Annotated in this window: 32 protein-coding genes; 20 read left to right on the top strand and 12 right to left on the bottom strand. The window is 73.7% G+C overall.

Going from position 1 to position 20,872, the window contains the following annotated elements; all coding sequences use genetic code 11:
* Positions 1–55: 55 nt before the first annotated feature.
* The 4 genes from ACME2J_RS17055 to ACME2J_RS17040 are packed head-to-tail and all read left to right on the top strand — an operon-like array spanning position 56 to position 2,851.
* Positions 56–562 (top strand): hypothetical protein, encoded by a 507-nt coding sequence (locus tag ACME2J_RS17055; protein ID WP_495546140.1) that lies wholly within the window; start codon positions 56–58, stop codon positions 560–562.
* Positions 559–1,611 carry an AAA family ATPase gene (locus tag ACME2J_RS17050; RefSeq protein WP_495546139.1) on the top strand — a complete coding sequence of 351 codons (1,053 nt, stop codon included), beginning with the start codon at positions 559–561 and terminating at the stop codon, positions 1,609–1,611. Before ACME2J_RS17055 ends, ACME2J_RS17050 begins: the two co-directional genes overlap by 4 nt.
* A 50-nt stretch (positions 1,612–1,661) precedes the next feature.
* The gene (locus tag ACME2J_RS17045) at positions 1,662–2,171 is read left to right on the top strand and encodes a hypothetical protein (RefSeq protein ID WP_495546138.1); all 510 of its coding nucleotides are present in this window, start codon (positions 1,662–1,664) and stop codon (positions 2,169–2,171) included.
* Positions 2,168–2,851: a hypothetical protein gene (locus tag ACME2J_RS17040; protein ID WP_495546137.1), complete on the top strand. Its 684-nt coding sequence runs from the start codon at positions 2,168–2,170 to the stop codon at positions 2,849–2,851. The genes ACME2J_RS17045 and ACME2J_RS17040 overlap by 4 nt, the downstream gene beginning before the upstream one ends.
* 6 nt (positions 2,852–2,857) lie before the next feature.
* Here the strand turns inward: ACME2J_RS17040 and ACME2J_RS17035 are convergent, their stop codons facing one another.
* Together ACME2J_RS17035 and ACME2J_RS17030 are read right to left on the bottom strand one after the other, a co-directional pair.
* Positions 2,858–3,184 carry a hypothetical protein gene (locus ACME2J_RS17035; protein ID WP_495546136.1) on the bottom strand — a complete coding sequence of 109 codons (327 nt, stop codon included), beginning with the start codon at positions 3,182–3,184 and terminating at the stop codon, positions 2,858–2,860.
* Positions 3,185–3,228: 44 nt separating this feature from the next.
* On the bottom strand, positions 3,229–4,374 hold the full coding sequence (locus ACME2J_RS17030) for a tetratricopeptide repeat protein (protein WP_495546135.1): 1,146 nt from the start codon (positions 4,372–4,374) through the stop codon (positions 3,229–3,231).
* A 122-nt stretch (positions 4,375–4,496) separates the two neighbouring features.
* Between ACME2J_RS17030 and ACME2J_RS17025 the strand changes: the two genes are divergently transcribed.
* The 11 genes from ACME2J_RS17025 (at position 4,497) to ACME2J_RS16975 (ending at position 11,782) form a co-directional block, all read left to right on the top strand.
* Positions 4,497–5,750, top strand: a complete 1,254-nt coding sequence (locus ACME2J_RS17025; protein ID WP_495546134.1) for a vWA domain-containing protein — start codon at positions 4,497–4,499, stop codon at positions 5,748–5,750.
* A gap of 7 nt (positions 5,751–5,757) precedes the next feature.
* Entirely contained in the window at positions 5,758–6,360 is a 603-nt protein-coding gene (locus tag ACME2J_RS17020) for an HD domain-containing protein (RefSeq protein ID WP_495546133.1), read from the top strand.
* 3 nt (positions 6,361–6,363) lie between these two features.
* The gene (locus tag ACME2J_RS17015) at positions 6,364–7,713 is read left to right on the top strand and encodes a hypothetical protein (RefSeq protein WP_495546132.1); all 1,350 of its coding nucleotides are present in this window, start codon (positions 6,364–6,366) and stop codon (positions 7,711–7,713) included.
* 120 nt (positions 7,714–7,833) lie between these two features.
* The gene (locus ACME2J_RS17010) at positions 7,834–8,073 is read left to right on the top strand and encodes a hypothetical protein (RefSeq protein ID WP_495546131.1); all 240 of its coding nucleotides are present in this window, start codon (positions 7,834–7,836) and stop codon (positions 8,071–8,073) included.
* Between the two features lie 7 nt (positions 8,074–8,080).
* Positions 8,081–8,335: a type II toxin-antitoxin system Phd/YefM family antitoxin gene (locus ACME2J_RS17005; protein ID WP_495546130.1), complete on the top strand. Its 255-nt coding sequence runs from the start codon at positions 8,081–8,083 to the stop codon at positions 8,333–8,335.
* Positions 8,323–8,721 (top strand): PIN domain-containing protein, encoded by a 399-nt coding sequence (locus ACME2J_RS17000; protein WP_495546129.1) that lies wholly within the window; start codon positions 8,323–8,325, stop codon positions 8,719–8,721. Before ACME2J_RS17005 ends, ACME2J_RS17000 begins: the two co-directional genes overlap by 13 nt.
* Positions 8,722–8,864: 143 nt before the next feature.
* Complete coding sequence (locus ACME2J_RS16995; protein ID WP_495546128.1) at positions 8,865–9,152, top strand: hypothetical protein; 288 nt, start codon at positions 8,865–8,867, stop codon at positions 9,150–9,152.
* Positions 9,149–9,478 (top strand): hypothetical protein, encoded by a 330-nt coding sequence (locus tag ACME2J_RS16990; RefSeq protein WP_495546127.1) that lies wholly within the window; start codon positions 9,149–9,151, stop codon positions 9,476–9,478. Before ACME2J_RS16995 ends, ACME2J_RS16990 begins: the two co-directional genes overlap by 4 nt.
* A gap of 158 nt (positions 9,479–9,636) precedes the next feature.
* Positions 9,637–10,413, top strand: coding sequence for an SDR family NAD(P)-dependent oxidoreductase (locus tag ACME2J_RS16985; protein WP_495546126.1), 777 nt, complete (start codon positions 9,637–9,639; stop codon positions 10,411–10,413).
* A 57-nt stretch (positions 10,414–10,470) separates the two neighbouring features.
* Positions 10,471–11,253, top strand: coding sequence for a DUF6946 family protein (locus tag ACME2J_RS16980; RefSeq protein ID WP_495546125.1), 783 nt, complete (start codon positions 10,471–10,473; stop codon positions 11,251–11,253).
* Positions 11,254–11,347: 94 nt separating this feature from the next.
* Positions 11,348–11,782 carry a hypothetical protein gene (locus tag ACME2J_RS16975; protein WP_495546124.1) on the top strand — a complete coding sequence of 145 codons (435 nt, stop codon included), beginning with the start codon at positions 11,348–11,350 and terminating at the stop codon, positions 11,780–11,782.
* A 7-nt stretch (positions 11,783–11,789) separates the two neighbouring features.
* On the opposite strand, the gene ACME2J_RS16970 is transcribed toward ACME2J_RS16975, so the two are convergent.
* Both ACME2J_RS16970 and ACME2J_RS16965 read right to left on the bottom strand, forming a co-directional pair.
* Positions 11,790–12,134 carry a nuclear transport factor 2 family protein gene (locus ACME2J_RS16970; protein WP_495546123.1) on the bottom strand — a complete coding sequence of 115 codons (345 nt, stop codon included), beginning with the start codon at positions 12,132–12,134 and terminating at the stop codon, positions 11,790–11,792.
* On the bottom strand, positions 12,127–12,765 hold the full coding sequence (locus tag ACME2J_RS16965; RefSeq protein WP_495546122.1) for a class I SAM-dependent methyltransferase: 639 nt from the start codon (positions 12,763–12,765) through the stop codon (positions 12,127–12,129). Before ACME2J_RS16965 ends, ACME2J_RS16970 begins: the two co-directional genes overlap by 8 nt.
* Positions 12,766–12,913: 148 nt before the next feature.
* On the opposite strand from ACME2J_RS16965, the gene ACME2J_RS16960 reads away from it, so the two are divergent.
* The 5 genes from ACME2J_RS16960 to ACME2J_RS16940 are packed head-to-tail and all read left to right on the top strand — an operon-like array spanning position 12,914 to position 15,440.
* Positions 12,914–13,147: a type II toxin-antitoxin system Phd/YefM family antitoxin gene (locus tag ACME2J_RS16960; protein WP_495546121.1), complete on the top strand. Its 234-nt coding sequence runs from the start codon at positions 12,914–12,916 to the stop codon at positions 13,145–13,147.
* Complete coding sequence (locus ACME2J_RS16955; RefSeq protein WP_495546120.1) at positions 13,144–13,536, top strand: type II toxin-antitoxin system VapC family toxin; 393 nt, start codon at positions 13,144–13,146, stop codon at positions 13,534–13,536. The genes ACME2J_RS16960 and ACME2J_RS16955 overlap by 4 nt, the downstream gene beginning before the upstream one ends.
* A gap of 41 nt (positions 13,537–13,577) precedes the next feature.
* Positions 13,578–14,132: a hypothetical protein gene (locus tag ACME2J_RS16950; RefSeq protein WP_495546119.1), complete on the top strand. Its 555-nt coding sequence runs from the start codon at positions 13,578–13,580 to the stop codon at positions 14,130–14,132.
* Position 14,133: 1 nt separating this feature from the next.
* A complete protein-coding gene (locus tag ACME2J_RS16945; RefSeq protein WP_495546118.1) occupies positions 14,134–14,790 on the top strand; it encodes a hypothetical protein in 657 nt (218 codons plus the stop codon).
* Entirely contained in the window at positions 14,787–15,440 is a 654-nt protein-coding gene (locus tag ACME2J_RS16940; protein ID WP_495546117.1) for a hypothetical protein, read from the top strand. The genes ACME2J_RS16945 and ACME2J_RS16940 overlap by 4 nt, the downstream gene beginning before the upstream one ends.
* A 1-nt stretch (position 15,441) precedes the next feature.
* On the opposite strand, the gene ACME2J_RS16935 is transcribed toward ACME2J_RS16940, so the two are convergent.
* The 8 genes from ACME2J_RS16935 to ACME2J_RS16900 form a co-directional block, all read right to left on the bottom strand.
* Positions 15,442–16,221, bottom strand: a complete 780-nt coding sequence (locus ACME2J_RS16935) for an ImmA/IrrE family metallo-endopeptidase (RefSeq protein ID WP_495546116.1) — start codon at positions 16,219–16,221, stop codon at positions 15,442–15,444.
* A gap of 66 nt (positions 16,222–16,287) precedes the next feature.
* A complete protein-coding gene (locus ACME2J_RS16930) occupies positions 16,288–16,641 on the bottom strand; it encodes a VOC family protein (protein WP_495546115.1) in 354 nt (117 codons plus the stop codon).
* A gap of 39 nt (positions 16,642–16,680) precedes the next feature.
* A complete protein-coding gene (locus tag ACME2J_RS16925) occupies positions 16,681–16,890 on the bottom strand; it encodes a hypothetical protein (RefSeq protein WP_495546114.1) in 210 nt (69 codons plus the stop codon).
* Between the two features lie 160 nt (positions 16,891–17,050).
* On the bottom strand, positions 17,051–17,599 hold the full coding sequence (locus tag ACME2J_RS16920) for a Uma2 family endonuclease (RefSeq protein ID WP_495546113.1): 549 nt from the start codon (positions 17,597–17,599) through the stop codon (positions 17,051–17,053).
* Positions 17,600–17,615: 16 nt separating this feature from the next.
* Positions 17,616–17,942 carry a hypothetical protein gene (locus tag ACME2J_RS16915; protein ID WP_495546112.1) on the bottom strand — a complete coding sequence of 109 codons (327 nt, stop codon included), beginning with the start codon at positions 17,940–17,942 and terminating at the stop codon, positions 17,616–17,618.
* Between the two features lie 54 nt (positions 17,943–17,996).
* Positions 17,997–18,644 carry a UdgX family uracil-DNA binding protein gene (locus ACME2J_RS16910; RefSeq protein WP_495546111.1) on the bottom strand — a complete coding sequence of 216 codons (648 nt, stop codon included), beginning with the start codon at positions 18,642–18,644 and terminating at the stop codon, positions 17,997–17,999.
* Positions 18,631–19,383 carry a DUF72 domain-containing protein gene (locus ACME2J_RS16905; protein ID WP_495546110.1) on the bottom strand — a complete coding sequence of 251 codons (753 nt, stop codon included), beginning with the start codon at positions 19,381–19,383 and terminating at the stop codon, positions 18,631–18,633. Before ACME2J_RS16905 ends, ACME2J_RS16910 begins: the two co-directional genes overlap by 14 nt.
* A 30-nt stretch (positions 19,384–19,413) precedes the next feature.
* A partial coding sequence (locus tag ACME2J_RS16900; RefSeq protein ID WP_495546109.1) for a S8 family peptidase occupies positions 19,414–20,872 on the bottom strand: 1,459 nt, incomplete at its 5' end.

Raw genomic sequence — 20,872 nt, 5'->3', positions numbered from 1 at the left:
CCCCGCCGGACCCTGCGCGTCAGCTTGCCCCTCGTGACGCCGACTCACCCTCCACATGAGAGATCCCGCCCGCATCCCGCTCATCTGCGCCGCGCTCGACCGTCACTGGGCGGCGGCGGGGGAGGAGCGCTTCGGGCCCTTCCTCATGGCTCGTCTCACGTCGGCGGCGGGCGTGCCGTGGCACCCGCTCGTCAACACCTTCGACCGGCGTCTCGTCGAGCTCCTCGCCGGCGGCTTCCCGCAGGCCGACGTCTCGGGGCCGCTCGCCGCGGCGCGGGCCGTCGAGGAGCACCTGTCGCCCGGGCGCGACGTCGTGCTCGAGGCGATCCGCGCCGCCTGGGCGACGGCTCCCGACCTGCGCCTCGGCCAGGCGCTCCACGTGTGCTTCCGGGCGGCGAACCCCGACCTCGGTGCGCACGCGCTCTTCAACGTCGAGGACGGCACGCTGCTGCGCGCGCTCGGCGACCTCACGCCCGACGAGGAGGCCTACGCCGCCGGCGAGCCCGCCGCGCGCCGCCGCGGCTGGAAGGAGTGGTTCGAGAGCGAGCGGGGCGGCCGGTGACGCGGCCTCTCAACCCGAACCGCGGCTTTCGCTACGACCTCAGGCAGCACAGCCTCGCGGACGCCTTCTTCATGCGGGAGGTCGTCGAGACGGGGCTGACCGCCGTCCTCCACAAGCGGTGGGTGACCGACGCGTCCCTCGAGGACGCGCCCGGCGAGCTGCTGCGGTGGGAGGGCACGCCGGGCCATCGCGTCGAGGTGCTGCTCGGCTTCGAGCACGGCGTCGCGCTGCTCTCGCTCGCGTACCGGCAGGCCCAGGTGGCCTGTGCCGCCACGACGGTCGCGCGTGCGCAGCGCATCGAGCGCGAGATCCTCGCCGCGCTCCCGGCGGCGACGCGGTCGCGCGACCAGGTCCGCGTCCACGTCACCTGGTGGGACCGGGGAGCGGTCGAGGATGTGCCGCGCTTCATCGGCGCACCGGTGTGGTCGTCGATCCGCGACAACTACACCGCGGCTCCGCGCGAGCGGCTCGACGAGATGTTCGCGTGGCGTCGTCCGCCGGCGGGCGGGCGGCTCATCCTCTGGCACGGCGAGCCGGGGACCGGCAAGACCACCGCGCTGCGCGCGCTCGCCGGCGCGTGGCGCGGCTGGACGGACTTCCAGTTCGTCACCGACCCCGAGGTCTTCCTGCAGCACTCGTCGTACGTGATGACGGCCGTCAGGCCGGCCGAGGCGCCGGACGCCCGCTGGACGGTCATCGTCCTCGAGGACGCGGGCGAGTACCTCGTCCCCGACGCGAAGGTCGCCCAGGGCCAGGCGCTCTCGCGCCTCCTCAACCTGAGCGACGGCGTGATCGGGCAGTCGTCCCACACCCTCTTGCTCGTGACGACGAACGAGCCGCTCACGTCACTCCATCCCGCGCTCTCGCGGCCCGGGCGCTGCGTCGCGGATGTCGAGTTCGAGCGGTTCCCGGCGGTGGCGGCGCGCGAGTGGCTGACGCGTCGCGAGGTCGTCGCCGCTCCAGGAGCGTCGACCCTCGCCGACCTGTTCGCGATCGCCGAGGAGCGCGGGCACTCGGGGCCGGGGCCGGCGTTCGGGTTCGCGCGGTGAGCACGCGCAGGGCCCTTGTATCGTGTATCGATACGCGATACACATCAACGATGTTGAGGTCCGCTGATGTTCTCGTCCTCCTCGCTCTGCTCGAGGCGGAGGGCGAGGACTGGACGCTGCGATCGTTCGCCGAGCGGCTGGGCGTCTCGCACGCGAAGGTGCAGCGTGGGCTCGATCGTCTTGCGCGGGCGGGGCTCTACGACGCCGCTCGCCGCCGGCCGCGAAGGAAGGCCGCCGAGGAGTTCCTCCTCCACGCGGTCAAGTACCTCCACCCGGTCACGGAGGGCGCTCTCGTCCGCGGCGTGCCCACGGCGTGGGGAGCCGCACCCCTCTCCGATGAGATCGTCGCCGATGGCCCGGTCCCCGTCTGGCCGTCGGCTCGCGGCACGGTCCGTGGTGCGGCGGTCGAGCCGCTCGACGCTGCTCTCCCGGATCTCGCCGGGCGCTGGCCGGCGGTTGCGCAACTCGCGGCGTTGACAGATGCGATGCGCATCGGGGACGCGCGCACGCGGAAGATCGCCGCCCGGCACATCCACGAGCGGGTCGCGGTGCGCGCGTGAGCGCTGATCTGCTCCGAAGAGCGACGTACGCGCTCGGGCCGCTCAACGACGAGGTGGTCTACATCGGCGGCGCGACCGTCGGCCTCTGGTTCACCGATCCCGCGGCGCAGCTGCCGCGAGTGACGGCGGATGTCGACGTGGTCGCCGAGGTGACCAGTCCGCTCGCCTATGCCCGGTTCCAGGAGGGGCTCCGCTCGGCCGGCTTCGGCGAGGACGTCCACAGCGGCCTGATCTGCCGCTGGCGGCACGGCACGACCGGACTCATCCTCGACGCGGTTCCACTCGATCCGACGCTTGCGGGCTTCACCGCGGGCTGGCTGCCGCGAGCCGTCCCGTCGGCGAGGCAGTGCACGCTCCCGTCGGGCGAGACGCTGCGGGCGCTCGCCCCGGAATGGCTGCTCGTCTGCAAGCTCGAGGCGTTCGCGTCCCGCGGCGACGACGACTGCATCGCGAGTCGCGACTTCGAGGACGTCGTTCTCCTCCTCGACGCGCGTGAGGAGCTCACCGGTGAAGTCGATGAGCTGCCGGCCGAGGCGCGGGACTACGTTGCCCAGCAGAGCCGACGCGTGGCTGCGCTTCCCCATTTCGAGGACGCGCTGGAGGGGGCGTTGCACGACCCCGGCTCACGTGAGCGCATCGAGACGGTGACCTTGCCGAGATGGCACCGGCTCGGGCGGTGAGCCACCTCACTCCTCCTGCAGCCCGTACATCACCTGCCACACCTTCCCGTACCGCTTCGCCCGCTCGTACCCCTGCCGGTCGGCGACCGCGTCCTTGAAGTTGCCGTAGTCGATCGCCTCTGCTTGGGCGGCGAGCCAGGTGCCGAACTCGGCGGCCGGTAGCGTCGTGCGCCAGCGGTAGTCGCGCTCGGGCGTCTCGGTCGGGGCCGGCGCGCCCGTGCCGGCGCAGAACGCGTCGAGGTCCTCGCGCGCCCGCGCGCGGACGAGGAGCACGCCGGGGCGGTCGTGGTGGGCGACGACGGACAGGAAGCCGGAGGTGGTGAAGAGCCACATGCAGAGAGGGTCGGGGAGGGCGGGCGCGATCTGACGCGTCTCGTCTACGCGTCGTACTCGACCTCGAGGTCCTCGTACCCCGGCGGCGCTTCGAGCGGGACGTCAGCCACGTCCTCATAGAGCAGCCGGACCCGCCGCGCCTCGGCCGCGAGTCCCGACGCCGCGAGCTGCACGTCTCGCCACGACAGTCCCGACCCGAAGTCGCGCCCGAGGACGTGACCGATCCACACCTCGTTGTGGCGCGACCAGAAGTCGCCCTCGCCGTCCTCGGCCTCGATGAGCTCGATGGCCGCGTCGGGATCGGCTTCCTCGTCGACGAAGCCGACCTGCGCTCGCATCGACACGAGCCCCCCCGGCGAGCAGGAGAGCCAGACCGGCACCGGGTCGGCGTCGAGCAGGACGATCGGCTCGAAGCCGTTGCGGTCGAGCTCGCCCTCCAGCGGCAGATCGGCGATGACGTTCGACAGCCAGTCGCCGGCCCTCTGCGCCGGCGAGCCGTCCACCGGCGCGGGTGGAGCCGGCAGCTCGATCCCGCCGCCGCGCAGCTCCTCCAGCAGACCGGCGGCATCCGTCGGCTCCTCAGGGTCCTCGAGCGCGATCGCGCGCTCGAGCGCGTGCGTCGCCTCGTCGTCCTCGCCGACGGCGGCCGCCGCGCGGCCGAACCAGCTCCACGCCCACGGCTCGGCCGGCGCGATCTCGCAGTAGTGACGCAGGTGCCGGTAGGCCTCCGCGAACCGCGCGAGGTCGAAGAGCGTGTACCCGAGGCCGAAGTGCGCCATCGGGTCGCCGGACTGCAGGCAGCGCAGCCACAGGTCGAGCGCCTCGTCGTCACGTGCGGCGATCGCCGCGCTGAACAGCTCGCGGTTGATCGTCGGCCGCTCGCCGAACAGCGCGCGCGACGCGACGACGATCGCGTTCGGCGGCACGTCCGTCAGTCCGAGCACGGGCGCGTCGAACCGCGGGCCGTCCCACAGCGGAGCGTTCTCCTCGTCGTCGGGATCGAAGTCCTCGAGCCGGATGATCGTGAAGCCGACGCAGCGACCTCCTGGAGCGTCGTGCAGCAGGCCGACGTTCTCACCGACGAGCTCCCATCGCTCCATGGGCTGACCGTCGTCGACGCACCCGAACTCGAGCGCGGACATGCGGTCGGCACGCGGGTCGTAGCTGACGTAGACGGTCGGGCGGCTCACACGACGAGAGTCGGGGCGCGCGCCGCGGTCTGACGGCACCCCGGGCGTCAGATCCGGGTGATTCTCCCCGACTCCCCTCTCGCCGGTCCCGCCCTGCCCCGCCGCTCGAGAGGAGCCCCGCCATGGACATCCGCACGCACGCCGACGTCGACCTCGTCGCCGTCGAGACCGACGACGAGGTGTCGGTCATGCTCGAGCTGGTCGCGCCCGCCGAGGAGCAGGAGCGCCTGCGGCCGGCCGCGACCGTCCAGGTCGTTCTCGACCGCAGCGGCTCCATGGGTGACGGTCGGCTCGAGGCTGCGAAGCGCGCCCTCGCGCAGCTCGTCGACCGCCTCGACCCGACGGATCGCCTCGGCGTCGTCACCTTCGACGACGAGGTCCGGGTCGCGCTCCCGTGCGGCCGCGTCACCGACAAGGCCGCCGCGAAAGCCTGCATCGCCGCGATCGAGACCGGCGGGATGACGAACCTCGCCTGCGGACTCGTCCGCGGCCTCCAGGAGGCGCGGCGCGCCGCCGACGGCGGCCGCGCGACTCTCGTGCTCCTCTCCGACGGTCACGCCAACAGCGGCGAGACGAGCCCCGACATCCTCGGCGGCGTCACGACCGCCGCCCGTGCGCAGGGCGTGACGACGTCGACGATCGGCGTCGGCCTCGGCTACGACGAGGACCTCCTCGCCGCGATCGCCCGCGGCGGCGACGGCAACCACTCCTTCGCCGAGGGCGCCGACGACGCGGCATCGGTCCTCGCCGGCGAGGTCGACGGGCTCCTCTCGACGACGGTGCAGGCGGCGAGCCTCATCGTCCGCCCGCAGGGCTCCGTCGCGACGGTGACCGTGTGGAACGACCTCCCGTCCCAGGCGATCGACGGCGGGATCATGTGCGAGATCGGCGACCTCTGGGCCGGCGAGATGCGCAAGGTCCTCCTCACGTTCGCCGTCCCGGCCATGCCGGCGCTCGGCCTCGCGACCGTCGTCGAGCTCGAGCTGCGCTACGTCGCGCTGCCGGCGATGGTCGAGGAGACGGTGACGATCCCGGTGCAGGTGAACGTCGTCCCCGGGGACGAGGCCGCCGGCCGCACCGCCGACCCCGTGGTCCGCAGCGAGCTCGTCTACCAGCAGGCGCAGCGCACGAAGCGCGAGGCCGCCGACGCGCTGCGCCACGGCGACGCCGACCGCGCGGTCCGCCTCCTCTCCGACGCCGAGGACGCGATCGCGCCGGTCGCGATGTCGGCGCCGTCCGCCGAGTGGGACGAGGAGCTCGACCTCCTCCGGCACATGCGGGCGCGTGCCACCAACGAGCGCGACTGGGTGCGCAAGTCGCTCCTCGCCGAGGAGCGCAAGATGCGCAAGCGCGGCCGGCGCGACTTCGACCGATAGGAGACCGGTGCCCGAGACGACGACCGACACCCCGATCCTCACCGACCGCTTCGACCGCGCGCTCCTGCTCGCGACCGACCACCACCGCCGGCAGCTGCGCAAGCAGACGACGATCCCGTACGTCGCGCACCTCCTCGCCGTGACCTCGATCGTCCTCGAGATCGGCGGGGACGAAGACGAGGCGATCGGCGCGCTCCTCCACGACGCGGTCGAGGACGGCGGCGGTCCCGCGATGCTCGCCTGCATCCGCGACGCGTTCGGGGACGCGGTCGCGGCGATCGTCGAGGCCAACAGCGACACGGACGTGGAGCCCAAGCCGCCCTGGCAGGAGCGCAAGGAGGCCTATGTCGCCGGCCTCGCGCACAAGTCGCCGGCGGCGCTCCGCGTGTCGCTCGCCGACAAGCTCCACAACGCCCGCTCGATCGTGGCCGACCTCGAGCGCCACGGCGAGGAGCTGTGGGACCGGTTCAACGGTCGGCCGGACAGCATCCGCTGGTACTACGGCGCGCTGCTCGACGCCTTCGAGGCGCGGCGCGGCGCGCTGGGTCCCGGCGCCGAGGTCCCGCTCCGTGAGCTCGGGGTGCTCGTCGGGCGGATGGGCGGCGGCTGACCGATGCCCATCGAGGACCTCGACGACCTCCGCGAGCAGGTCGACCGCCTCGGCTCGACGGCTCTGCCCGTCGTCGACGCCGACGGCGACCTGTCCGGGCTGCTCATCGACGGCGGGGACGGCGCCGACGTCACCGCGACGATCGTCGAGGACGACGCCGCGGGGCGCCTCGTCCTCTCGACGCGGGTCGGCGATCGCGCGCGCCTCGCCCCGCGGCGGCTCCGCGCCCTCCTCGATCGACAGCGCGCCGTGACGGGTCCGAAGCTCGCGCTCGACGTGCCGTCCGGCACGACGGTGTCGGCGCGGTACGAGATCGTCCTCCCGGCCGAGATCGTCGAGGTGAGGGCCGCGTTCTGGGCGCTGCTCAACGCCCGGCGCGCCTGGTTCCCGGAGGTCCTCCACTGCGTCGAGGCCGTGCCCGTGGACCGCGTGTTCGCCGACGACGGGCGAGGCTTCCGGCCCGTCGCGGTGGACCCGCTCGTCGCGCTCGACGTCGACGAGGACACGCTCGTGCGGCGCCTCTGCGCGGTCGCCGGCATCGACCGCGACGACTGGGACGACGACCACGAGTCCTGCCTCCTGCCCGACGGCGAGACGCTGCTGCGCTCCGGTGGGGAGACGGGCGTCGTCGAGATCTCGCGTCCGGTCGCGACGATCCGCGACGGGTCGGCGGCCGGCCTCGGCGACCTGCTGCGACGGCAGGGCGAGCTGCCGTTCCTGCGCATCGACCTCGACGAGTTCGCGGGCGAGGTGACGCTCTCTCGCGCGTTCGTCGGTCGGGTGCCCTCGCCCGACGAGATCGACGAGACGTGCACGGTGCTCGCGGAGGTCCTCCCCGGTCTCGTCGACGTGGTCGCCCGTACGCAGGCGGATGCTGCCGCCCGCGAGGAGGCGCCGGTGCGGACCGAGCCGGACCCCGGCCTGTACGTGACGGCCGACCCGCCGCGGACGTTCCGCGTCCGTCACCTGCCCGACTGCACGAAGACGACCCTCGTCGAGCTGTCGCGCGGCGACGGCTGGCAGGTCGTGCGCGAGCTTCCCGGTGACGCGCCCCGCGTCGAGGACTCGCGCTCGGACGCGGTCGCCGCGTCCCGCGCGCTCGAGGACGTCGCGTCGCCCGGCGAGCTCGGGTTCGACGACCTCGACGCGCTGCTCATGCGCATGCGCGCCGATCTGCGGTCCGCGATCGTCGGCCTCCTGCACCAGTACGACCTCGAGTGGGCCTTCAGCTCGGACTCGTTCGACCGCAACTACTCGATCGCGGTGTTCCGCTGCGCGAAGGACCTCATCGAGATCCTCGCGCTCGTCGAGGAGGCACGGGACCAGGCGCAGGTGCGCAAGGCGGCGCTGTGATCAGGGTCGCGGGTCGCGACGGGCTGGGCGCCGGCCGCCCGACAGTCGTCACACGATCTGCGGTCGTTCTCCACAGCCGCGTCTTGTCCCGTCACAGGCACCTGCGGCACCGTCATCGGCATGTTCGGACCGAGCGGTTGGATCGACGGAGACATCCACCAGTGGACGACGCCGGAGTGGGGGCCGCTGCTCGACGCGATCGGCGAGAGCCTCACCGGCTCGCACTACGCGATCCCGACGGCGTTCGTGGGCCTCGCGAGCAGCGGGGTCGCGGACGCCGACCTCCGCGAGGTCGACGAGGCGGTGCGGAGGGCGGAGGGCGGCCGGGCGCTTGACGCGGACGGGAACGAGATCGGATAATCCGATTGTGGAGATCAGCGCGACGGAGGCCTCGAAGCGGTTCGCCGACGTGCTCGACGCCGTCGAGCATCGCGGTGAGAGCTTCACGGTCGTCCGCCGCGGGCGCGTCGTGGCGACGATCGCGCCCGCCCGGAACGGGACCGGCGCCGAGCTGCGGCGCATCCTCGACGAGCATCCGCCCGACGCGGGGTGGGGGACGGACCAGTCCTCGCTGCGGGAGTTCGCCGGGCGCGTCGGCGACGACGATCCGTGGACCGGCTGATCGTCGACACCGGCGTCCTCGTCGCCGTCGAGCGCCATCTCGACGCGAGCGCGCTGCCCGAAGACGCGGACATCGCGCTCGCCGCCGTCACGGCGTCCGAGCTGCTCGTCGGCGTGAAGCTCGCCGACGAGGGCCACCGCGAAGGGCGCCGGGCGCTGGTCTCGTCGGTCCTCGCGACCTTCGACGTGATCCCGTTCGATCTCGCCGTCGCGCGACACCACGCCGAGCTGCTCGCCGACGCCCGGCGTCGAGGGCACCCGCGCGGTGCGCACGACCTCCTCGTCGCAGCGACGGCCCGGGCGACGGCCCGCGCCCTCGTGACCACCGACGAGCGGGGCTTCGCCGGGCTCCCCGGGGTCGACGTGCGCGTCGTCGGACCCCGCTGACGCCCGGTGGGTCAGACCGGCCGCTCCGTCGCCGACCCACCCGGCATGCCGCTCCGCTCCCGGCCCACCACCACACCGCCCGGTGTCGGCGCGACTGCGGCGCCGGAAGCCGACCCCGCGAGGCACGCGGCGCCACGCCTCGCATGACCGGCGACTGGCTGCGCGAGGCCGATGACGCGCTCCGCGCCCGCTGGGACTCTCTTCCCGGCCAGGCGGTCGCGCCCGCCCTCCGCGCGCTCCTCGTCGCCGAGGAGGAGGCGATCGTCCGGTGGCTCGACGCCGAGGAGGCCGAGCTCGGCACCGGCCTCGTCGCCGCCGAGCTGGTCGGCGCGTTCCTGCGCGAGGTGACGACGAGCACCGCCGGCTTCGCGATCGTCGGCCTCGACGCCGAGTCGAGCAGTACGGCGTCGACGACCTCAGCTGGGCGATGACCGGCACGGTCGCGCTCGCGGCGCTCGTCGTCCCCGGTCGGTCGACGGTCGCGGGCTGGACGCTCGGGTCGCAGGTCTACCGGGAGGCGCAGCTGCGCCTCCTCGCCGCTGACGCGGGCGTCGACGACACCTCAGCGCTCACCGCCGATGCCCTCGGCCGGCCGGGACAGCTGTCCGGCCGCGGCTCGGTCTTCGCCTGGGCGCCCGACCCGGACGTGCGGGGAGCGACGCAGGCGCTCGTGCGCTGGGCGAACGGCGAGTCGCGTCGCATGCGCGTCACCGACACGGCGATCGACACCGGCGTCGAGCACCGCGAGGGCGACTGAGCCGTCCCGTGCCGAGGATTCTTCCCGCTCAGCGAGAAGAATCCGCGGGGCGGCGCGGGGCGGGGCGGCACGAGGCGGCACGGGGCGGCACGGGCGCGGCACGGGCCTAGGATGGCTCCGGCGCCCCTACCGCGACCCACCCCACCGAGGAGGACCCCATGAGCACGCCCACCGCCAACATCCTCGACCGCTTCCGCCTCGACGACAGGGTCGTGATCGTCACCGGCGCCTCGTCCGGGCTCGGGGTCGCGTTCGCCGACGGGTTCGCACAGGCGGGGGCCGACGTCGTCGTGTGCGCGCGGCGGGAGGACCGGCTCGCCGACACGAAGGCGCGCGTCGAGTCGCACGGCCGCCGCTGCGTCGCGGTGCGGGCCGACGTCGCCGAGCCGGAGGACTGCAGCCGCGTCGTCGAGCGGGCGATGGACGAGCTCGGGAAGGTCGACGTCCTCATCAACAACGCGGGGATCGGGACGGCGGTGCCGGCGACGCGCGAGACCCCCGACCAGTTCCGCAAGGTCATCGACATCAACCTGAGCGGCACCTACTGGATGGCGCAGGCCTGCGGGCGGGTGATGGAGCCCGGCTCGGCGATCATCAACATCGGCAGCGTCCTCGGCTCGACGAACGCGGGCCTGCCGCAGGCCGCCTACGCCGCGAGCAAGGCGGCGGTCATCGGCCTCACGCGCGACCTCGCCGGGCAGTGGACGGGCCGCAAGGGCATCCGCGTCAACGCGCTCGCCCCCGGCTTCTTCGAGACCGAGATGTCCGACCAGTACGCCGAGGGCTACCTCGACACGATGATGGGGCGCGTGCCGATGGGCCGCACCGGCGATCCCGCCGAGCTCACCGCCGCCGCGATCTTCCTCGCGAGCCCGGCCGGCGGCTACGTCACCGGCGTCACGCTGCCGGTCGACGGCGGGCTGCTGACGAACTGACGGCGACCGCGACGCGGATCTCGGTTCGCGGAGGCCCCCTGGGGGAACGATGAGCCCATGGGACCGCCGCCGGCTCGCGTCTTCGCCCCCGACAAGGCCGAGATCACCACGCTCGCGGACTGGCACGCGCACGCCGGGCCCCAGGACGGCGAGCGGCACTGGCGCGACGGCTACAGCGAGAAGGAGCAGGCGAGGGCGTGGCTGCGCGGCGGCTCACCGGCCGTGCCGGCCGAGCTGTGGAAGGCGATCGCGCCGCTCGTCCCGGGCGAAGCCGAGCCGGACGAGCTCTTCGTGCGGCCCGAGCATCCGACGCCGCTGGACGGGGCGGGCCACCCGCACCGGCTCGACCTCTTCGGCTGCGCGCGCCGCGGCAAGGAGACGCTGCTCGTCATCGGCGTCGCCGCCAAGGGCTGCGAGGACTTCGGCCCGCTCGTCGCCGAGCACGCGCACGCCGCCTCGCCGGGCCCACACCGGTGCAACCTCCTCGCGCAGGCGCTGTTCGGCCGCCCGGTGTGCGACGAGGACGGCGGCGAGGTCCTCGACCACCGGCTCGCGGGCCACGGCTACGAGCTGTGGACCGCGGCGGTCGGGACGATCCTCGAGGCCCAGTCGCGAGACGTCCCCGAGGCCGTGCTCGTCGAGCAGCAGTTCACCCACCCCGGCGACTCGCCGCCCAAGGATCCCGAGGGGCGTGACTGGGGGATCGCCAACGCCCGCAACCACGACGCCTGGGATCGCTTCTCCGCCGCGTTCACCGAGGCCGGCGGCGTCTCGCACGAGACGTCGCTCGTGAAGGCCGGCACGCACCTCCACCTCGCCCGGGTCGTGAGCGAGTTCTGACCCCGGCGCCGACCGTCAGATGAGAGCGACCCGACCGACCCCTCGCCATGCCTTCCGTCCACCGGCTCCCGATCCCGCTGCGCGAGGCGGTGCCATGACCGCCGAGTCGGCGCTCGTCGCCGCCTACCTGCGCCACGTCCGCGGGTGCGACGTCGTCCTCACCGACGTCCCGCTGACCGACGGCGTGGGCCCGCTCGACGCGCTCGGCCTCGCGCTCGACGGCGAGCTGTCCGTCGTGTGGCTCTGCGCGACGACGATCGAGGGCGTCGCCGAGCGGCTGCGTCGCGCGATCCGCTTCTCCGAGATCGCGTTCGACGGCGCCGTCCCGCGCGCCGAGATCTGGGTGCCGGGCGCCGCGCCGGAGCTCGACGGCGTCGACGACCTGCCGCTCGCCTTCGTCGCCGGCGACGACTTCGACGCCCGCGTCCGCGAGGTCCTCGACGTCGCGCGCCGCGCGCCTGCGGACGCGACGGCCGAGGACACGACGCTCCGCCTGCTCCAGCTCGTCGCGGCGGCCGCCCGGCGCTGAGGCGCGCTCAGGCCGCGCTGACGCCCCACCCGAAGTACACCTCGACGCGCCGGATCTGCTCGCCGGCGAACCCGAGGATCTCGGTGTTGCGGAAGCGCTCGCCGGCGGTCGTCGTCGCCTCGTAGGTCGCGAGGACCTCGTCGTCGCCGACCTCGGCGAGGCGGACGAAGTCGAACGACGCGATCCGCTCGGCGTTCGGCCAGCAGCGGCCGAAGTACTCGTCGAGGTCGATGCCGGGGTCGGCCGGGCTGAAGAAGCGGAAGTCGTCGGTGAAGAGGCCGTCGAGGAGCGAGCGGTCGCCGGTCTCGTAGGCGGCGAACGCGCGGCGGGCGAGACCGACGCGATCAGGCACGGACGGCGCGCCCGATGACGTGCGGCATGTCGGGCTCGAAGCGGCCGGGGCTGAAGCCGAAGCGGTCGGCGTCCTCGACGCGGAAGCCGGCCGCCTCCATCGCCGCGAGCGTGTCGCGACCGAGGTGGCAGCCCTCCGCGAGCCGCGGCCAGATCGTCGCGTCGGCGACCCGCTGGATGCCGAGGGTGAGGCCGCCGTGCGCGCGGACGTGCTCGTAGAACCGCAGCTCGCCGCCCGGCCGCAGGACGCGGCGGATCTCGGCGAGCGCGCGGTCCTGGTCGGGCACGGAGCAGAGGACGAGGGAGCTGACGACGGCGTCGCACGAGCCGTCCTCGACGGGAAGCTCGTCGGCGAGACCCGCGTGGACGGTCACCGGGACCGGCGCGCGCGCCGCCGCCTCCTCCGCCTGGCGGCGCAGCGTCCCCTCGGGCTCGACCGCGACGACCTCGGTCACCTCCGGCGGGTAGAGCGGGAAGTTGAGCCCCTGCCCGCAGCCGATCTCGACGACGCGGCCGGAGATGCCGGAGAGCATCCGCCGGCGGTGCTCACCGGCGCCGCGCTTCTCGGCCTTCGCGGCGAGCTTGCCCCAGATGCGCGCGAAGCGCGGGGCCTCGTGGAGGGTGTCGGCCATGGGTCCTCGGCGGGTCGGTGACGGGACAGTGCGACTCTCTCACGAAAGACAGGCGAGCACCGGGGGCTGCGTCAGGAGGTGAGATCGTGCCGGTATGGCGACCGGCTCTCGCGCTCCGATCCTTGCCCGGACAAGTAGACTAGGTCATATGACTAAGTCAGTCGGGGTCCATGAGGCGAAGACGCATCTGTCACGGCTCATCGACGACGTCGTCGGCGGAGAGGACGTCGTCATCACCCGTCGCGGGAAGCAGGTGGTGCGGCTCGTTCCCATTCCGAGCGGCGGCGGTCGCAGTTTCGGTCTGGACCGCGGACTCGTCGAGATCGCAGACGACTTCGACGCGCCGCTCGACGCGGACCTGCTCGACGACTTCGAGCGGTGAAGGTCCTCGTCGACACGCACGTCTTCTTGTGGCTCCACGCGGCGCCCGAGCGGCTGGGCGCGACGCTCGCGCTCGTCGAGGACGACGCGAACGAGCTCCTCGTCTCAGCCGTCACCTCGTGGGAGATCGCGATCAAGCACGGACTCGGCCGTCTCAGGCTGCCCGAGGGGCCGGCCGAGTACGTGCCGAGTCGCATGGCTGCGATCGGGGCGCGGGGGCTCGTCATCTCCCACGAGCACGCCGCCGGCGTCGCGGCACTCCCCCCGTTGCATCGCGACCCATTCGACCGGCTTCTCGTCTCGCAAGCGCGACACGAGCGCCTCACGATCCTCACGGCGGACGCGAAGGTCGCGGCCTACGAGGTCGACTCGGTCCTCGTCGGCCCCTGAGCGATCCGTCAGAGGAGCCCGCCGCGCGGCGACCTCCTCACATGCCCGAGCCGACCTTCGACTTCCGTGCCACCGTCCTGCCGAACGGGACGGTCCGGCTCATCGAGCACGTGCCGTGGCTCGCGACGGGCGGGCCGATGATGACCCTCATGCACGCGCGCGGGCGCGCGCGTGTCGCGATCGCCGACCTCACCGTCCTGCGCGACGACGAGGCGGACGTCGCGATCGAGGTCGTCGTCGCGTTCCGCTGCGGGGACCGTCCCGCGGCCCGGGACGCCCTCCGGCGCTGGGCGGCGTTCGCCGGCTACCAGCGCATCTGGTTCGACGGCACCGTCGACGACCTCGTGCCGTCCGGCGGCGGGACGGCGACGACGCGCTGCACCGGCTGCCGCGCCCGCTACGTCGACGGCGCCCCGACGCTGTGGGACCACGTCCGCCGTCGCGGCGCGTTCCCGACCGCGTGCGCGCTCTGCGGCGGCGATCTCCCGCAGTGGACGGCGCTGGAGCCGGCGGGTGAGGAGGGCGCGCCGGCCGGTCGACGCAGCCCCTCGCGTGTGGGAGTGTCAGATCATGGCCTCGACCGCCGACCCACCTGACGTGGGGAAAGCCAATGACGAGATACTCGCGCGGTACGTCGCCGCGCGCGACCGCGGGGACGCCGCCGGGATGAAGCGCGAATGGCACGCGCTCGTCACGTGCGAGTACGACCGCGTCATCACGATGGTCCGCACCGCGGGCTACACGATCCTCTCCGACGACGAGCTCGAGGAGGCGGGCTCCGAGGCGTTCGAGCGGCTCCTCGAGAACTTCGTCTGGAACTTCGAGGGCACCTCGATCGGCGAGTGGGTCAAGAGCGTCCGGACGCTCGCCTGGATCTCCTGCAAGGACGTCCAGCGCCAGGCGGCCAAGCGCCGCGAGAAGGAGGCGTCGCTCTACGCGGGCCGCCCCGGCGACGAGGAGGGCGCCGTCGAGCCGTGGGCGCACGAGTCGTTCCGCAAGCACCGCTACGACGAGGCGGTCGAGGATGACGAGGGGCACCGCGAGGAGCTGGTCGCGCTCGGGCGCGACTTCCTCGAGTGGGCGCTGCCGCAGCTCGCGGAGCGCCGGCGGACCATCGTCGTGCTGACCCTCGCCGGGGCGAGCACGGAGGAGAAGCAGGCGGCGCTCGGCAGCGCGTCCCGGGACGTCGTCTACCAGACGTGGAAGCGCGCTCAGAAGGACCTCTTCAAGCTCAAGGAGCAGTACCCGTCATGACGAGCATCGACCAGGCCCTCAGCGCCTTCGCCGACGCATGGATGCGCGGCGAGCGCCCCGACGTCCGCGAGTACCTCGCGCGCGCCCCCGAGGCCGATCGCGAGCGTCTCGCCGAGGCGATCGGGGATTGGCTCGAGAGCGCCCCGGCCCCCGACTACGACGAGGCGACCCTGCAGAAGGTGCGGCGAGAGCCGCTCCTGGTGAACGCGCTGGCGGCCGCCGACCGGGCCGAGATCCCGTGGTCGGCGCGCGTCGCGCTCGCGCGGCGACGAGCCGGCCTGCGTGTCGACGACGTCGCCCGGCGGCTCGGCGAGACGCTCGGCTTCGGCAACGCGCAGGCCGAGCGGGCCGAGGACTACCTCGAGCAGCTGGAAGCGGACGAGCTCGACGAGCGGCGCGTGTCGCGGCGGCTCGTCGACGCGCTCGCGAGGGTGCTCGGCGCCGACGTCTCGTCGCTCGAGCCCGAGCGCGCGGTCCCCGCGCCGCCCGCGGCCGCGCCGACCGTCGCCTTCTACCGCGCCGACCCCGACGGCGGGCCCCCGGAGCGCGACGAGGCGTCGATCGACCTCCTCGGCAGAGCGCTCGCGACGCCGGCGCCCGAGCCCATGGACGACGTCGACCGGCTCTTCCGAGGCGGGCCCGACGCCTGAGTCACTCGGCGTCGGGCGCCTCGGCGATGCCGAGGCCGGTGAGCATCGCCTCGACCTCCTGCGGCGTCACGCCGAGATGGACGGCCGCGTCGGCGACCGAGCACGTCCCGTCGAGGACGGCGCCGAGGGTCGAGCCGCGGAGCGCCGGCGAGAGGTAGGGCGGCGTCTCCTCGCGCAGGCGCTCGAGGAGGTCGGCCGGCCTGGGCGCCGAGAGCGATTCGGCGAGCGGGATGTGCTCCTGCCGGTCGATCCGCTCGCGCACCGCGGCGTTGTGGGCCTCGCTCGTCATCCCGAGCGTCTGGAGGCGGATCTGCACGACGATCGCGCTCACGCCGTAGGCGCTCGCGAGCAGCACGATCTCCTCGAACGGCGGGTCCTCGTCGAGGTGCTCCTCGACCGCCGCCGCGGGCACGAGGAAGGCGGCGGCGAAGGCGTTCGCCTGCGTCTCGACCGGGTTGCGCACCCGTCCGTTGATCGTCGCCGGCGTCTCGACCGGCAGGTCGCCGTCGTGGCCGCAGCAGAGATGCCCGAGCTCGTGGGCGAGGGTGAACCGCTGGCGCACGGTCGCCTCGCCCGAGCGCACCCACAGCACGGTCGTCTCGCCGGTGCGCAGGCAGCACCCGAGCGCGTCGCTGCCCCACTGCCCGACGACGACGGGGACGTCCGCCGCGCGCTCCACGGCGGTGAGGAGGCAGTCGAGGGGCGCCGACGGGTGCAGGCCGTAGCGATCGCGCGCCTCTCGGGCCCGCTTCGCACCGCGGTTGGTGTCGAGTCCCGCCATCGCCGACGAAGAGCATGCCATCCGCGTCGGGTGACGCGGGGGCACGACGGCGCCGACTTCGCGCGGTCAGCGGTGCTGCAGCACGTTGAGGACCGCGCCGGTCGCGGGGTCGCGGACGAAGAAGCGCCTCACGCCCCACTCCTCGTCGGTGAGCGGGTGGACGATCTCCGCGCCGGCGCGGGCCGCGGCGGCGTGCGCCGCGTCGACGTCCTCGACCTCGATCGAGACGTCGGGACGCACGGGAGCGCTCGCGTCCTCGCGGATGACGATGATCTGTGCCGCGGCGTTCGACGGGTCGACGTAGTTCGCGACCCAGCCGAGGTCCATCGCCTTCTCGAGGCCGAGGACGTCGCGGTAGAACCCCTCGGCGGCGGAGGGGTCGTCGGCGTGGAGGTCCGGGACGATGCGGCGGACGGTCATGGCGGCGAGGATGCCGCCCGGCGCGGACGCCGCCGCGCGCTACGCGAAGACGTCGATGAGCGTGCCCTCGGTGGCCATGAGCGTGCGGACGACCGCGACGTTGGCCTCGAAGGCGTGCGCGGCGAGCTGCGTGTCGAGGAGGCCGGTGAGGACGTCCCCGCCGCTCGCGACGGTCGCGGCCGCGGTGTTCATCATCGCCTGGCTCGATTCGAGGCCCATGAGGGCTTGTCCGATCGCGGGGCTCGCCATGTGGCTGGTCTCGGCGGGCCGGGCCGGCGGGTTGAAGGTCCGGCCCGTCAGGTCGATCGAACGTCGAGAGCGAGCCTCGCTCACGATGCGTGCGACCGGCCCGAGCCGCGTCGGCCGCCGACCCGCGGAGCGTGACCGGCGGGATGCCGCGTCGACCTCCTCACACCCGCGCCGTCGCGAACAGCCCCTCGACGGTGAACGGCGCGATGCCGTTCACGCCCGGGTCGAGTGGCTCGTCGCCGCGGACGACGCGCTCGCGGGCGTAGCGGGTCGCCGTCGGCTCCTCGAAGATGCGGACGGTGCGGGCCGCGACCTCGACGATCCACACGCATCTCACGCGAGCGCGCGCGTAGCCCTCGAGCTTCACGAAGGCCTCAGGCGTACGGGTGTCCGCGACCTCGACCGCGAGGAACGCCGTCGACGGGTGACGGGCTGGGGACAGGTCCTCGGCGAGTGCGACGTCGGGCTCCGGGTACCAGCCCTCGGCGCAGGCGAGCGGGCCCTGGATGCGGACGAGGTCGAGACGGGCGGCGAACAGCCGCATGAGCGCCTGGATGAGCCGGAAGTGCGGCACGCCCTGCGGTGTCATCTCGACGAGGAGGCCGTCGAGCAGCTCGACCTTCGCGTCAGCGAGTGCGCCCGAGTCGACGATCCGCTCGTACTCCGCGCTGGTGAGCCGATGGACCTGATCGACGGTGACGGGAGCCACGGACACAGCCTAGACCTCACTCCTCGGCCTCGTCCAGCTCCGCGAGGAGCTCGGGACTGACGACGTAGAGGTCGGACTCGATCGCCTGGCCGGCCGCCCGGACGATCCGCGCGGCCGCCGAGATCGCCTCCTCGCCGAACCGCCCGTGGAGGTGGTCGGTGAGGATCCCGCCGAGGAGCTTGTCGAGGACGACGGGGATCGGCTCGGTCGCCGTCGAGCGGCCGCTGTCCTGGAAGTGGAGCATGCCCGCGATCGTCGACGTGAGCTGGCCGCCGATGTCGACGAGCTCCGCGGTGAGCGCGGCGACGGCGGGCGAGGGCTCCGGGCGCGTGAAGTCGGTCATGCCCCCTTGAGGGCGGAGGCGGACGAGTTCTCCCCCCGTCCTCTCGCCCGGCCGTCAGGCCGCGATGCGCTCCGTGACGACCCGCAGGTCGTCGACGAAGCCCGCGTAGGCGGCGTGCCGCGCCTCGTCGTCGGGCGCGCGGAGGATCGACGACGGATGGACCGTCACCGTCACCGCGGGCGCGAGGTCCGAGTCGATCCAGCGGCCCCGGTCCTTCGTCACCTTCACCGTCGCGCCGAGCAGCGCGGTCGTCGGCAGCGCGCCGAGGCAGACGACGACCTCGGGCCGCACGACCGCGAGCTCGGCGTCGAGCCACGGGCGGCACGCCCGGATGTGCTCGGCCCGCGGACGCTGGTGGATCCGCCGCTTCCCGCGCGCCTCGTTGCGGAAGTGCTTCACCACGTTCGTCACGTAGGCCGCGGTGCGGTCGATGTCCGCCTCGACGAGCGCGCGGTCGAGGAGGCGGCCCGCCGGGCCGACGAACGGCGCGCCCTCGCGGTCCTCGCGGTCGCCGGGCTGCTCGCCGACGAACATCACCTCCGAGCGCTTGAGGCCCTCCCCGAAGACCGTCTGCGTCGCGTTGGCCCACAGCTCGCACGCCCGGCAGCCCGCGGCCGCCTCGCGCAGCGAGGTGAGCGTCGGGCGCGCCGGCACGGGGGCGACGGCCTGCTCGGGCTCGGCGCTCTCCTCAGGCGTGGACACGGTCGCCCTCGGTGATCTCGGCGAGCCGCCGTCGCAGCGCGAGCGCGTTGCGGGGCGCGAACGCCTCCCAGTCGTTGTTGAAGTAGACGTAGACGTCGTCGCCCTCGGCGGCGCGCCGCGCGATCGTCTCGGCCCATGCGTCGATCTCGCCCGGCCCGTAGTTGCCGCGCCGGCCGCGGTGCCCGTAGTGGAAGCGCACGAACGACCACGACGCCGGGGACGGCGGGGTCTGCAGCGGCCGGCGCGCGTCGTCGCCGTGGACGAGTGCGACGTCGTGCGAGGCGAGGAGCTCGAGGATCTCGTCGCAGAACCAGCTCGCGTGGCGGAACTCGAAGGCGTGGCGGCCCGGCGGGAGCGCCTCCAGCGTCTCGGCGAGGAGGTCGTCGTCGCGGCGGAACGTCTCCGGGAGCTGCCAGAGGACCGGCCCGAGGCGTCCCGCCTCGACGAGCGGCTCGATGCGCTCGTAGAAGCGCTCGACGCCCTGGGACATGTCCCGCAGCCGCTTCATGTGCGTGAGGAAGCGGCTCGCCTTCACCGCGAAGACGAAGCTCTCGGGGGTCTGCTCGACCCAGCGCGCGACGCCCTCCCGGCTCGCGAGCCGGTAGAAGGTCGTGTTCACCTCGACGGTGTCGAACTGCTCGGCGTACAGCTCGAGCCAGCGGCGGGCGGGCGCGTCCTGCGGGTAGAACGCGCCCCGCCAGTCACGGTAGTTCCATCCCGAGCAGCCGACGCGGATCACGCCGACCGGATACCCGGGACGCGCCGCGACTCACCGGTACTTCATGCGCGTCACCTCGAGGCGGTAGGGCGCCTCGGCGAACGTCGCCTTCTGCCCGACCTCGACGATGACGTAGGCGGTGCGGTTGCGCCGTGTGCGGTTGCGGATCGTCACCTTCTCGGTCCGCCCGCCAGACCGGCGGCTCACGCCGATCCGCTCGCCCGGCTGGCCGATGTAGTCCGCGGTCGCGTCGTAGACCTGCAGGTCGGCGTCGCCGGACGTCGGCCGCACGAGGATCTTCGCGCGCGAGCGCTTCGGCAGGCGGATCCGGTAGATGTCGGTCGGATCCTTGATCGCGTCGACGTTCGCGCGCAGGCGCTTCGTCCCCGATCCCTTCCAGATGTAGGGATCGACCTTGTCGATGTACTCGCCGTTGACGAGGCCGATGAGGTCGTTGGGCTCCCGCGGGTCCGAGCGCGGCGTCGGCTCGCGGAGCGCGCGCGGGATGTCGACGCGACCGAAGCCCGTGTCCTGGTCCCAGCCGCCCTGCCCGATGTCGACGGCGCTGCGCCGCAGGACGTCGTCGACCTGGCCGTTGTCGAGCGACGGCCGGGCGCCCTTCACCCACGCCGCGGCCCCCGCGACGATCGGCGCGGCGAAGCTCGTCCCGTCCGCGACGGTGAGGCCGTCGACGACCCCGTCGTCCTCGAAGGCGAGGGGGACCGCGAGCGGCACGCCCTCACCCGGCGCGCTCACGTCGACCGTCGCGTTGGCGCTCGAGAAGTACGACGACTCGTTGACCTGGTTGATCGCCGCGACGGAGAGGACGTGCGGCCAGGCCGCGGGGTAGAGGACGGGGTTGCCGGCCTGGAACTCGTTGCCCGACGCGGCGACGACGATCGCGCCCTTGCCGTAGGCGTAGGCGACGCCGAGGTACTCGAGCAGGCACTCGATCGGGCTGCCGTAGCTGAGGACGATGACCTTCGCGCCCGCGTCGGCGAGCCCGGCGATGCCGTCCGAGGACTCCTCGCAGCCGAACTCGGTCGGCACGCCGTAGCTGATGATCGGCGCGCCCGGGAGGACGCCGAAGACGCCGACGCCGTTCACGACGGCCGCCGCGGCGCTCGCGACCATCGTCCCGTGCGGTCCCTCGACGACGCGGACGCCCTTCGGGTCGAGCAGCCTCGTGTTGGACGCGAGGTCGGGGTGGGAGACGTCGACGAGGTCGTCGACGACGCCGATCGGCGGGAGCGTCGCGGGCAGCGGCGTCGGCAGCGGCACGATCGCCGAGCGCGACCAGCCCGCGGGGGCCAGCTCGAAGGCCGAAGCGCGCTCGCGCGGGGCGTTGGGCTCGGCGAAGCGCAGGAGGCCCGCCGCGCGGAGGTCGTCGGCGAAGGCGCGCGCCTTCCCGACGGGGACGCCGAAGGCCCCCGGGACGCGCAGCGGCTCGGCGCCGTGGCGGCGCGCGATCGCCGTCGCGTCGGCGCCCGGCCGGGCGGCGACGATCCAG

This window comes from Paraconexibacter sp., from assembly GCF_059438195.1.
The sequence above is the reverse complement of the archived record's forward strand: the minus strand, read 5'-3'. Positions and strand labels throughout refer to the sequence as shown.